The 11,824-nt window shown below is 67.8% G+C and carries 10 protein-coding genes and 1 pseudogene; 6 read left to right on the plus strand and 5 right to left on the minus strand.

Annotated elements, in window-relative coordinates:
- Positions 1-34 precede the first annotated feature (34 nt).
- Positions 35-1,003: a threonine/serine dehydratase gene (locus ACH4TV_RS02430; protein ID WP_398393401.1), complete on the plus strand. Its 969-nt coding sequence runs from the start codon at positions 35-37 to the stop codon at positions 1,001-1,003.
- A gap of 4 nt (positions 1,004-1,007) precedes the next feature.
- Here the strand turns inward: ACH4TV_RS02430 and ACH4TV_RS02435 are convergent, their stop codons facing one another.
- Entirely contained in the window at positions 1,008-1,955 is a 948-nt protein-coding gene (locus tag ACH4TV_RS02435; protein WP_398393403.1) for an SMP-30/gluconolactonase/LRE family protein, read from the minus strand.
- 320 nt (positions 1,956-2,275) lie between these two features.
- Between ACH4TV_RS02435 and ACH4TV_RS02440 the strand changes: the two genes are divergently transcribed.
- Entirely contained in the window at positions 2,276-3,007 is a 732-nt protein-coding gene (locus tag ACH4TV_RS02440) for a HEAT repeat domain-containing protein (protein WP_398393404.1), read from the plus strand.
- 89 nt (positions 3,008-3,096) lie between these two features.
- Here ACH4TV_RS02440 and ACH4TV_RS02445 read toward each other — a convergent pair whose 3' ends face one another.
- Positions 3,097-3,390: a hypothetical protein gene (locus ACH4TV_RS02445; RefSeq protein WP_398393406.1), complete on the minus strand. Its 294-nt coding sequence runs from the start codon at positions 3,388-3,390 to the stop codon at positions 3,097-3,099.
- A 112-nt stretch (positions 3,391-3,502) separates the two neighbouring features.
- Here ACH4TV_RS02445 and ACH4TV_RS02450 point away from each other — a divergent pair, with 112 nt between their 5' ends.
- From ACH4TV_RS02450 to ACH4TV_RS02460, 3 genes are all read left to right on the plus strand, one after another.
- Positions 3,503-4,066, plus strand: a complete 564-nt coding sequence (locus ACH4TV_RS02450; RefSeq protein ID WP_398395311.1) for a DUF5753 domain-containing protein — start codon at positions 3,503-3,505, stop codon at positions 4,064-4,066.
- The gene (locus ACH4TV_RS02455; RefSeq protein ID WP_398393408.1) at positions 4,063-4,284 is read left to right on the plus strand and encodes a DUF397 domain-containing protein; all 222 of its coding nucleotides are present in this window, start codon (positions 4,063-4,065) and stop codon (positions 4,282-4,284) included. Before ACH4TV_RS02450 ends, ACH4TV_RS02455 begins: the two co-directional genes overlap by 4 nt.
- Positions 4,285-4,615: 331 nt before the next feature.
- Positions 4,616-6,508: a DNA/RNA helicase domain-containing protein gene (locus ACH4TV_RS02460; protein WP_398393409.1), complete on the plus strand. Its 1,893-nt coding sequence runs from the start codon at positions 4,616-4,618 to the stop codon at positions 6,506-6,508.
- 416 nt (positions 6,509-6,924) lie between these two features.
- Here ACH4TV_RS02460 and ACH4TV_RS02465 read toward each other — a convergent pair.
- The 3 genes and pseudogenes from ACH4TV_RS02465 to ACH4TV_RS02475 form a co-directional block, all read right to left on the minus strand.
- Positions 6,925-8,146: pseudogene (locus ACH4TV_RS02465) on the minus strand (McrC family protein).
- Entirely contained in the window at positions 8,143-9,963 is a 1,821-nt protein-coding gene (locus ACH4TV_RS02470; RefSeq protein ID WP_398393411.1) for a DUF4357 domain-containing protein, read from the minus strand. The pseudogene ACH4TV_RS02465 and the gene ACH4TV_RS02470 overlap by 4 nt, the downstream one beginning before the upstream one ends.
- A gap of 70 nt (positions 9,964-10,033) precedes the next feature.
- Positions 10,034-10,828, minus strand: coding sequence for a hypothetical protein (locus ACH4TV_RS02475; protein WP_398393414.1), 795 nt, complete (start codon positions 10,826-10,828; stop codon positions 10,034-10,036).
- A 196-nt stretch (positions 10,829-11,024) separates the two neighbouring features.
- On the opposite strand from ACH4TV_RS02475, the gene ACH4TV_RS02480 reads away from it, so the two are divergent.
- The gene (locus ACH4TV_RS02480) at positions 11,025-11,714 is read left to right on the plus strand and encodes a hypothetical protein (protein ID WP_398395422.1); all 690 of its coding nucleotides are present in this window, start codon (positions 11,025-11,027) and stop codon (positions 11,712-11,714) included.
- Positions 11,715-11,824 lie beyond the last annotated feature (110 nt).

Here is an 11,824-nt window from a genome sequence, read left to right on the forward strand (position 1 = left end):
CGATACACCCACCCTTGAAAGCAGGAGCAGCGCGATGCACCAACTCACGTACGGCGACGTCAAGTCCGCCGCCGACCGGATCGCCGGACGCGTCCGTCCGGTGACGCTCGCTCCGGCCGACCCCGGAAGCGCACCGGGGCCGGCCGAACTGTGGCTGGCGCTGGAGTACATGCAGCACACCGGCTCCTTCAAGGCCCGCGGCGCGCAGAACTTCCTCCAGTCCCACCGTGACGCCGGCACGCTCCCGGACGCCGGGGTGACCATCGCCTCCGGCGGCAACGCAGGCCTGGCCTGCGCGTGGGCCGCACGGCAACAGGGCGTCCGCGCGACCGTCTTCCTCCCGGCCACCGCTCCCGCGGTGAAGGTGACGAAACTGCGCTCGTACGGCGCCGACGTCCGCCTGACCGGCACGGAGTACGCGGAGGCGCTGGCCGCCTGCCAGCACTTCGCGGCGACGACCGGAGCCCTCGCCTCCCACGCGTACGACCATCCCCTCATCGCCGCCGGAGCGGGCACCCTCCTGGAAGAGATCGTCGCCCGGCTCCCCGGCCTGGACACCGTCGTGGTCGCCGTGGGCGGAGGCGGCCTGTTCACCGGCGTGGCCACCGCCGCCCGGCACCACGGCATCCGCACGGTCGCGGTCGAGCCGGCCGACTGCCGCGCCCTGAACGCCGCGATCGAGGCGGGCCGCCCGGTCGACGTCCCCGTGGACTCCGTCGCCGCCGACTCCCTCGGCGCCCGCCGCGTCTCCGCGATGGCGCTGAACGCGGCCCAACAGGGCGACGTACGCTCCGTCCTGGTACCGGACAGCGAGATCATCCGCGCCCGCCGGTCCCTGTGGGACCACCGCAGGGTGGCGGTGGAACACGCCGCCGCCACCGCCCTGGCCGCGCTCACCGCCCCCGACGCCGACTCCGCCCCCGCCTACCTGCCCGCCCCCGGCGAGAAGGTCGCCGTCGTACTCTGCGGCGCCAACACCGACCCCGGCGACCTGGTCCGCTGACCTGTCAGAGGGAGACGGACACCCCGTTGAACGTCGTCTCCGGCGTCTGGGGCGTCGTGAAGCGCGCGTTGACCAGGTACAGCCGGTTGCCATACCGGGCAGCCGTGGTCGGCACGTCGAACCGCGGGTCGGTGATCGTGGTGCGCAGGGTGGCCGTGGTCGCCCCGGCGTCAAGATCCCACACGCTGATGAGATTCAGCCGGTTCTGTACGACGTACAAGGTGCGTCCCATACGAACGAGACCGTCGCCGTTGACGACGCTCTCCTGGCCCACCAGCGTGATCCGCGTGGCGGCACCGGTCCTGAGGCTCACGTTGTACAGCTCGCCCGGCGTGCTCTTGACGACGATGAGACCCCGGCCGTCGGGGGTCGCGACGATCCCGTTGGCGTTGTTCACGTTGGGGGTCTGCGTCCAGTCCCCGGTGAGCGGCAGGGCCCGGATCTCACCGGCCCGGCCGCGCGGCACGCCGTACAGAACGGCGTCACGCGAGTCGGTGAACCAGGCGCGGTCCTTGTGCAGGATGACATCGTTGATGAAGTGGCCGGTGGCCTCGGTCAGTTGGTGCGTGGCGACAAGCTCGCCGGTACGGGAGTCGACGACCCGGGCGACCCCGGTGTTGCCCGCGATATAGAGGAGCCCGTCGTCCAGCTTCAGCCCGACGGACACCTGCCCGGCGCCGCCCGCATAGAGGATCGTGCCCACGCCGGTACGCAGGTCGGTGCGGAAGACGGCACCGTTGGCGCGCGAGCCCATGTAGGCGTACGGCTTCCTGCCGATGGTGATGCCCTCGGGAAGAAAGGCGTCGGGAAGCGCAAACTCCGTAGGCCAGGTCGCCTTCTGCTGTGCCGCCGCACTCGCGCTGCCCGCACCGATCGACGCCAGTCCGAGCCCGGCGAGGGCGGCGCCACCGAGGAAGGTACGACGGGAAGTCTGGGGGTGGTTCCGGGTCATGGGTTCCGGTCCTCCGTGAAGAGTAGGGGGCGAGTTGACGCGGCCACTCGGTCAACTCGGTCAACTCACCTGATTCCACTGCGAGTTGACAGTTCTGTCGACAGCTTCCGTTTGCTGGTAACGGACTATGGCCCTACGGCGTTCCCATGGCCACCCCGTACCTGCTGTCGATCCCCTGTCACTTTCGCCCCGGGCATCTCCGGCTGCAACTCCACGTCTGTCTCCGGCTCCAGGTCCGCCTTCAGCAGCTGGTCGAACACGCGGACGGCGTCGGGGACAGGATGGAAACGGCCGATGACCGATGACCGATGATGGCGGGCATGGACGCACACAAGCTCGAGATCCTCATCGAGCAGGCCGGTCACCCCGACGCCGCAACCCGGGCCGAGGCAGCGATCGGGCTGGCCGACATGGTGACGGGGCGATCGGACGATCCCGCGGTAGGCGCGTTGATCGAACTGACCCGCGACAACGAGGCGGACGTCCGCGACCAGGCCGTATTCGCCCTGGGCGCCCTCGCCGAAGCGGACAGTCCGGCCGTACGCGAGGCCCTGTGGGCGCGGGTGGACGACCCTGACCAGGAAACCCGCGAGCAGGCAATACGCGGCCTGGCCATCCGCCGCGACCCACGCTCCGTCCCACTGCTCGGCCAACTCCTCGCAGCAGACAGCGCCCACCTCCACACCTTCCAGGCCGCCGCCGTACTGGCCGACCCGACACTCCTGCCGGCCCTACGCGCATACGACCCCACGGACCCAGGCGTCACCGAAGCGCTGACCACCTGCGACCCACAACTACGCGCGCCCCGCGACCGGGATTCAGCTGCCCTCCTGAAGACCGTCCACCGGCTACTGCCGAACACAGACGCGGCCCTGTACGCCCACCGCATGGAGCCAACCCTGACACTGACCCTCACCGCACCCGACGGCCCTCTGTTCTGGAACGTCGACCGTCTCCTGGAACGCGCGGGCGGAAACCCGGAGCGGGCCGCTGCGCTGGTCGCCGAGGACACCGGAGCGCGGTCACCGGCGGAGGGCACATCGGCTGTGTGACGTGGGCTCTTCGACAGCCTGCTGGTCAACCGGACGAAGCATCAGGAGGCGCTTCGTCGCCGAGGTCGCGACCACGGCGACGATTCGGCTCACTCCTGGTTGCCTTGCTTGACCTCGGCGATGAGGCCGAGCCCCTCCTGCAGCGCACCGTCGAACTCGGGATCGCTGAAGGCACGGACGCTTCCGGCATACATCTTGATGACGTCTGCGACCTGGTGAAGGTCAGTGGCTGTGGAAGCATCCAGGGCACGCGCAAGATCGACCTCAAAGCTCTCGGCGTCCCCCGGGAACCCCCGCCCGTCCCGCAGAACAGCGCGAATATCGGCCACGGTCCTGAGTTGAGGCGGCGAAGTCTGCGGTGCCTCGGCGTGCTGCGCACTCATGGGTCTCCTCGGGCCAGGTAGGCGTTCATGACCATCGTCGCGCTCCCAGGTCGATCACGAGCCGGAATTCCACGCCGTTTCAACAGGCACCCGGCAGCAAACCTGCTTCCCGATCGCCGACCTCCGCACGGAAACAGACGCCGAGACGATCTGCGCGTGGTCCCCGCTGGTCGTCCCCGGCCTGTTGCAGACAGCCGCCTACGCCCGGGAGACGATCGGCGGCGTGACGACGTCGCGCACACCCGACGAGGTAACCGCCCTGACCCAGGTGCGGATGGCCCGGCAGTCCGTGCTTTCCCGTCCGGGTACGGCTCTGGAGTTGTGGGCCATCATCCACGAGGCAGCGCTGCACCAGCGCTTCGCCGTACGCCCCGCCACCATGCGTGAGCAGCTCAGGCGGCTTCTCGACGTTTCGGAGATGCCGAACATCACCGTGCAGTTGATGCCGCTGAACTCCACAGCGCACCCCGGAGTGGTCGGCGGTTTCACCCTCACCGGTTTTCCCCAACCCATGCCGTCAGTAGTGCTCTTGGAAAACCTCAGCGGCGCGACGTACGTTGAAGGCGACGACGCGACTCCCTTCGCCAAAGCCTTCGAACGCATCCGCGCGACGGCACTTCCCGTGGAGGACTCGCTCGCGCGAATCGCCGAGCTGGAAGAAGGCCACCGGAAGTGAACGACGCCAAGGCTGAGCTGTACGCACGTGACCTCACCGGCGCGATATGGCGGAAGGCCTCCGCCAGCGGCGCGGAACACGACTGCGTAGAAGTCGCCGAACTCCCGGGCGGTGCCAGGGCCTTCCGCGACTCCAAGAACCCCGGCCGCGAACCCCTCCGCTTCACCGCCACCGAGTGGGCCGCCTTCCGGGAAGGCATCATCACCGGAGAACTGTGACCGTCACCGGTCCGCTCCCCCTCCGGCCCCGAGGTTGACGACACACTGCCGCACACCCCGAGTAACCCGCCCCGGTGTTCCCCCACGGGTGAAGTCGGCCTCGCCGCTCAGCCCGTGCGACCAGGTGCGAGCCCCAACGGGATCAAAGGGCTGTGCGCATCGCGTGTACACCAGAACGCCGCGTACCGCCTCCTGGTGATCTACATGCTGACCTAGGATGACGGGAACCATCTCAGCGGCCCGACGGGCTTCCTGATCCGCGTGCGCGCGGACATCAGAGGACATGCCCCCACCCGCACGAGTCTTCTTCGTGCTGCCTGGGGGCATTTTCTTGCTGTTCCGTGAGTCCGCGGCGTCCGTGGCCGCCCGCCTCCTCGAAGGGTCGCTGGCGCTGCATCTGACCGAGAACTTCCGTCACCAGCACGGTCGGAGGGCCGCACCGGCGGAGATACGGTCCTGGGAACGCAGCCTTCCGGCGCTCGTCAACGCACTCATCGAGGCCGGGCTCGACGACGTCGAAGTCCTCATCGAGTACAGCCTCCCCCTCACCAGCAAACGCGCGGACGCCGTACTCGCCGGCGTGCACCCGACCACGGGCGAGCCGTCGTACGTCGTCGTGGAACTCAAGCAGTGGAGCGCGGCCTATCCGGAGGAGGACGAGCCGCTGCTGTGCCGGATCGACGCGTACGCGCAGCCCGTACTCAACCCGATCGAGCAGGTACGGGGCTACTGCGAGTACCTGCTGTCGTTCAACGGCGCACTGGAGCGGATGCCCAGGTCGCTGGCCGGTGTGGCGTACCTCCACAACGCCACCGAGTTCGGGGTCGCCGGCCTGCGGGCCGTCACCGAGGACATGCACGGCCGGATGTACACGGGCGAACAGCGCGGCGCCTTCCTGAACTTCCTGCGCTCGCGACTCGCTGCGAAGCCCGGGTCGGAAGTGGCGGACGTACTGTGCGACGCCAGGATCCGGCCCTCCAAGCAACTGATGTCGGTAGCGGCGGCCGAGATCCGCGACCGCGAGCAGTTCGTGCTCATCGCCGAGCAGCGGGTCGCGTACGAGCAGGTGATGTCCGCAGTACGCAAGGCCAAGCGGTCGAACCACAAGCAGGTGGTCGTGGTGACCGGCGGTCCAGGCTCCGGCAAGAGCGTGATCGCGATGTCGCTGCTGGGCGAGCTGTACCGACGCGGGATGCCCGCTCTGCACGCCACCGGGTCGCAGTCCTTCACCAAGACGATGCGGAGGGTCGCGGGAGCCAAGAAGCGCGAAGTGCAGCAGCTGTTCAAGTACTTCAACAGCTTCATGGACGCGGAGCCGAACGACCTCGACGTACTGATCTGCGACGAGGCCCACCGCCTCCGGAAGACCTCCGCCAACCGCTACACCAAGGCGGAACTCCGCACCGGCCGCCCCCAGGTGGCGGAACTGATCGACGCGGCCCGAGTACCCGTGTTCCTCCTCGACCAGCACCAGGTGGTGAGGCCCGGCGAGATGGGAACCAAGGACGAGATCAGGCGGGCCGCCGCCGAACAGGGCCTCGACTGCACGGTGGTGGAACTGGACAGCCAGTTCCGATGCGGCGGCAGTGACGCGTACGAGAAATGGGTCGTCGACCTGCTCGGCCTGGAAGGCGGCACGCCCGGCCAGTGGGAGCCGGACGGCAAGTTCAAGCTGCTGACCGCCGAAAGCCCCCAGGAATTGGAGGACTTCCTCATCGCGCGCCGCGAGGAGGGCTACGGCGCCCGAATGTCCGCCGGCTACTGCTGGAAGTGGACCACCAAAGTCACCCCGGACATGGCGACCCTGCCCACCGACGTCGTCATCGGCGAGTGGGCCCGCCCCTGGAACGTGTACGGCGACCGGTCCCTGCTCGGGGCGCCGCCCGCTCCCCTGTGGGCCACCGACCCGGCCGGCTTCGGCCAGGTCGGCTGCGTCTACACCGCTCAGGGCTTCGAGTACGACTGGTCCGGCGTGATCATCGGCCCCGACCTGGTGTGGCGAACGGACCACTGGGTCGTGGACCGGTCGGCATCGAAGGACCCGTCCTTCACGAAGGCGACATCGGACGCGGACATCAGCCGCCTCATCCGCAACACCTACAAAGTGCTGCTGACCCGGGGCATGATCGGCACGATCGTCTACTCGACGGACCCGGAGACCCGCGAGAAACTGCGGTCGCTGACTCAGCCGGTGTCTGGAGTGGGGGCGCCCGCGCTCGTGTAGTACCGCGTGCGCGAGAAGCTCGGCCTCAGCATTGTGGTCATAGGTGATGCGGGAAGGCCTCTGGCCAGGCCACACGACCTGGTCAGAGCCCAGCCGACAGACGAGTCGGTGACGCCGGATACATCTGACGCACCCTCTTGACCTGTGCCATTGAGGGCCGAACCGACTGTGATCTGCCAGGAAGACACTCGCCCTCCAATCGGGCTTCGAGTCGGCCGAGGCCGGGCGTTGTCGAACGGGGTGTGAGCCTGCAGTTCGGCCGCGCTCAGCTGCTGAAGCTTGGCCATCGCCTCGCGCACACCGGCCTCAACCGGCTTCTCTGGGTTGTCGCAGCTCTCCCAGAAGGCGTTAGCGAAGGCGAGTTGTCGAACGGTGGGCTCCTGACCCCGGTCGGGGACAGTGACCACCTGCGATGATCATATGTGTGCTGTCGCCACCATCTTCTTGGCCAAGTCGCCCACTGCGGCCAGGATTCCGTCCGGCGACTGGTCGAGGTCGAGGGCGTGCTGGTGCAGGACGGTACCCGCCTCGCGCACGCGGTGACCGGCACGCGGGACGTTGCCCTTCGCGTACACCAGATGGCCTTCGGAAAGCCCCAACGCGGTGCAGTACGCCAGCATCTGGTACAGGTCGGAGCCCGGATAGCCGTGCTTCTGCTCCGCCTTGTACTTGGCGTCGACGACGGCGAGAGGACTGCCCTGGTTCCCGTCGCCGTACCAAACGAAGTCCGGTCGCATCCGGACGCGTTCGTCCTGGTCCAGATGCACGCCTTTGGCTTGGAGCACGCCGCGCCCGCCGTACGGACGCAGCGCCTCACCCAGGGCTACGCAGACGAAGTCCTCGAAGACCTTGTTCATGTCGAAGAGGAACCCGTCGATCCGCAGACCACCTGGACGATGCTCAGCCGAAGCCCCGTCCAGGATCGCCCCCGCCAGGTGAAGCGCGTGCCGGTAGCGCGCGTTGAGCCGGGACGGACGCCACTCGGGCAGCTTCTGCCCGCGAACAAGCGGGGTGGCGTCGGCGAGCCGCGTCCGCTGGTGCAACAGCCGGACCCGGACGGGGCGCGGAACTCCCGGCAGGCATAGGAGCCGTTCGGTGGCGGCACGCAGCAGCCGGTTTTCGGGGGTGTCGGTGGTGAACTCGTCGTACGCGATCTCGACGGGCAGCGCTGCGCCGAACCGTCTGCGGACCTGCTCCGCCTCGCGGATGCGGCCTCGGACGACGAGAGCGATGTCCTCGGTCGTCCGGTATCCCTGGAGCAATCCTGCTCGGATCGCGCGCTCCACCTGGCGCTCAAACGCGTGCGCCAGCGCGGGCAACACCCCGGTGTTCGGCCACGTCCACCTGACCGTCCCGCCAGCTGCGGGGATCGATGCTGTAGCCCAGCAGGAAAAACAGCCGGGCCATCGGCACCTTGGGGGTGACCCGTACTGTGACCGGCTCCGCGCCGGGTACAGCCACGGAGACGGCACCCACTTTGCTGCCCGCCTTCAGGACCCAGTGATCGGCCACGTATGGATCGGGCGCGGCATCGACGATGCGCAAAGCGGCGATGGCCCGGCCCACCGCATCGGGAAGGGGACGGCTCACCGCCCGAGCATGCTCGATGAGTTCGACGGGTCCGGCAACGGCACTCACGCGACGGGCTCGTCTCTGCGGGCCGCCAGCGCCGCGCGCAGGGACGCGATCCCATACCGCTTCTCGATTTTCACGCCCTCTCCGTAGTGGTGTTCCTCCAGAAGCGGAAGGATCTTGGTGCGCCAGGTGCGTTCCAGGCCACCCTCCCTGTCCACACCGGGCTTCATCAGGTACGCCGGTCCTATCTGGAAGTCGACATCGTCGATACGGGAGTTGAGCTCGTCCAGCAGATCGGCCCGCTCCTTGCCCTTCTCCTTCAACCAGCGACGCAGCAGGCCGCTCGTCGGCTCGGCGCGTGGGGAGAGTTCGACGAACGCGAAGCGGCGCCGCATGGCGGCGTCCACGAGGGCGATGGAGCGGTCGGCGGTGTTCATCGTGCCGATGATGAAGAGGTTGTCCGGCAGAGAGAAGTCGTCACCGGAGTAGGTGAGTTGCAAGGTCTGGCGGCGATACTCCAGCAGGAAGTACAGCTCCCCGAAGACCTTCGCCAGGTTCGCCCGGTTGATCTCGTCGATGATCAGGAAGTGAGGGATGTGCCGGTTGCCCTCCTTGTCGGCACGGTCCGCGAGTTCGCGCAGCGGCCCGGCCGTGAGGCGGAAAGCAACCTCCTTGGTCTTGGGGTCTTCCTTGGGACGGTAGCCCTCGAAGAAGTCCTCGTAGGAGTAGGAGGGGTGGAACTGCACCAGTTTGACCTGCTCGGGGCCGCCTCCGAGGAACTCGGCAAGTTCCAGAGCGAGATGCGTCTTACCCGTTCCCGGGGGCCCGTAGAACACGAGCTGCTTCTCGTCCAACAGCAGGTCGCGCACCTCGCGCAGCCACGAAACATTGTGCACGTTGAGGCGGTCCGTGAGCGCCTGGTCCGGTTCGGGAAGTGTCGGCTTCCGACGAGCGGTTTGGGCCGGCAGTTCTGTGTTCGGGTCGCTCACGGTGGCCTCGGCCTCGTCGGCCAGTTGCTCGTCGGTCAGCCCCAGCCCGTCTATGAGGGCTTGTACGGCGGTGAGGTCGACGACGTCGTGGACCGACACCTTCTGCCGAAGCTCCTCGGGTAGTTCCTCCCACTCGTAACTGGTGTCCTGCCAGTCGACGGGTCGGCGCAGATTGGAGCGCCCGTCCTCGGAGGCGATCTGCTCGACCGCTCCGGTGACCTTGCCGACGTGGAGTCGCCCGTCGGAGAGCGTGCACACAGTATCGTCCGGCTTCATCCGGGTGAGGAAGATGTGGAGTGCCTCGACGAGTTCCTGTATCTGGCTGTATGTGGCCGCCGACTCGTAGTCCTCCTCAATGAGGGTGCGCAGTGCGTTCCGGTCCGGGTTCGGTTCGACACCTTGGCGCAGTCGGGTGGCATCGACGGTGACCAGTCCCTCGGCGAGCCACAGCCGCTGGACAAGACTGACACCGGTGACATTGGAGCCGCGTACGAACCAGGCACGGTTGGGCGCGGTCGACATGTGATCGAGGTGGGCGAGTGGTTGGCCATCGGCCGACTTCCACTCGCCCCAGCCGTTGACGCTGCAGCCCCGCAGGATTTCGGCGGCGGCCGAGGGCGAGGTGCACTCGATGTCCTGGGCCGTCTCCAGATATCCCGGCCACCTCGCCGAATCCCGCAGCAGTCCCTGCGAAATGAGTTCCTGTCGTGTGCGGTACGACGTCGGCTTGCGCGCCGCAAACGAGGGCACCACCTTGGTCCGGGCCGGAGACCCCGCCGCGATGATGAACTTCTGGCTCCCGCTGGGGCTCTTCTCCCTCAGCAACTGGCCCCGGGCCTCCGGCCCGCCCTTCGGCAGTCTCAGGTAGAGCTCGGGATATGCGTCGGTCATCGGTCTCCTGGTGTGTCCTGCGGCTCACGTCGTGCAGCAGCCTATGTGGGGGCGGTGACTGCCACGCTGTTCAGGTTGAACGCCTGCCCCGGCGGGGAGGGCGGTTCCCCTTCGGCCCGAGCTGGGGGAGCCAGCGTTCGGGGCCGGGGAGGGAGAAAGCCAACTCTTCACGGGCCGTTGGGCGTGGTGCCCACGTGCGCGGGCCGGGAAGGCGGAGGGCGAGCTGGGAGACAGTGACCATGGCGGGCGAAGGGTCGCGTTCGAGGTAGTTGAGGATGAGGGGCATCCCGCCCGAGGTCACCTGTGGGTTCCAAGTGCGGCACGCGGCCTGGTAGTACTCCCGCGCCTCGAAGAGCACGCCTCTGCACGCCCCCGGCTGCTCCCCGTCCCTCATCCACAGGATGCGGTCACCTGGCGCGAGACGCTCACGGCCGATGAGCACCCCGTTGACGACGTTGCCCGCAGCATCGAGATGGGGCACCGGGTCGTCGTCACCACCGACGTCACCGTCGCTGAACCCGGCTGTCTCGTCCGGCCCGTCCGCAGCATAGATCTCCAACTGGTCGCCGTCCGCGTGCGCCTGCCACAGGTCGAGCGGCTCCCACCCGCCCCCGCCGAACAGAGACGGCTGAGCCAGTAGGACGAAGACCTCGCCCGCCTCCAGGGAGAGCGCGATGCGGTCCTCACCGCCGATGGGATGGATCTTTCCGACCTCCCAGGCCTCGTTCCCGTTCGCCTCGAGAACGCACTCACGAACGGTCTCCACAGCGTTGTCCACGGACACGGAGAAGTACTCCCGGCGCGGGTTGACCCGTTGTGCGCCCGGATGTTGATGGACGAGCTCCTCAACCTTGGGCCAACGCATGGTGAGAGCCCGGAAGACAACCTCGAACGGCAGTGGTACGCCCTCGTGGCTGGAGATCTTCGCCGCATGACGTAGACGAAGCCGGTGTCGTGTGTGATCACACACATATTCTGATGTGCACGTGACACGCGATGTTCACGCTTCGCGCATTTCCGGCCGCGTCTCATGGGTGGCCGCATGAACTAGGAGACAGAGCATGGACAGCAGGCTGCCCGTCGGCAGGCCTCGCATCGAGGACTTACTGGAAGCGGTGCCCATCACGGTGGCCGATCTACGAGGTGCGGTGGGCCTCTTCGAGGAGGACACGGCGGGCATGCTGAGGGCCTCGATCAAAACTGCGGAGCGGGCGTTCGCCGAACTGAACGTCTGCGACAGCGTTATCGACGAAGCCGGTGCCCGCGGCGAGGACGCCGCGGGCCGCCTGCGGCAACTGCTCACGCGGGAGGCCCGGCAAGAGGTCTTGGCGGAACTGACAGCGCTCGACGTGATCGCCCGGGAAGTACGACAGACAGTTGCGACGCTGCATCTGCTGAACCGGATTCTGGACCGGGAGTCAGCCGTCGAGGACGACGCGTCGCCGGCTGACGTGTCCCGGCTTCGCGAGACCGATCTGCGCGTGGTGCCATCCACGTACGGCGACGATGCGGAGTACGTCGATCTTCTGGCGATGGCCAACCGCGGTACGGAGCTCGCACCACAGCTGGAAGAAGCGCACAGGGAGCGCCTCTCGGCCGTGGCCGAACATCTGGTCGCCGTCGTACAGCGGGCCGCGAAGACCGGCTTCGCGGACGAGCGGTTCGCACAGGAGGCGCTGCGGGAGGCGCGAGCGGCTCACGCGCTGTGGCTGAGGTGCCTGGAGCAGCGGCAGCACGACCTCGGGAAGTAAGCGGCGGTTGGCAGTGGCACTCGACCTGGCTCGGTGCCGGGCATAGAGCCCTACTGACTCGTGTGCCGGCAGTTTGGACAGGCGCTCGGCTGGGGTTTCCCAGCCGAGCG

The organism is Streptomyces sp. NPDC020898 (genome assembly GCF_044333925.1).
Taxonomy (GTDB): Bacteria; Actinomycetota; Actinomycetes; order Streptomycetales; family Streptomycetaceae; genus Streptomyces.